Here is a 224-nt window from a genome sequence, read left to right as displayed (position 1 = left end):
GCATTTAGGTGCAGCCTCGAGGATTACTGATGTGAGGTAGAGCGACTGATTGGATGCGAGGGCTTCACCGCCTATCAAGTCCTGACAAACTCCGAATGCGCATCAGTTTGACCTTGGGAGTGAGGGCATGGGTGCTAAGGTCCGTGCCCGAGAGGAGAACAATCCGGACCATCGGCTAAGGCCCCGAAATGACAGCTAAGTTAAACTAACGAAGTCAGATTGCT

General features: G+C 52.7%; 1 rRNA gene. It reads left to right on the top strand.

Annotation, left to right across the window (positions count from 1 at the left end):
* Positions 1 to 224 (top strand): 23S ribosomal RNA (locus H6A27_RS14900); the annotation flags it as partial.

It is taken from the genome of Bacteroides caecigallinarum, from assembly GCF_016902295.1.
In the GTDB taxonomy this organism is placed as follows: Bacteria; Bacteroidota; Bacteroidia; order Bacteroidales; family Bacteroidaceae; genus Phocaeicola; species Phocaeicola caecigallinarum_A.
Note: the sequence above shows the minus strand (reverse complement) of the source record. Positions and strands in the feature narration are given on the sequence as shown.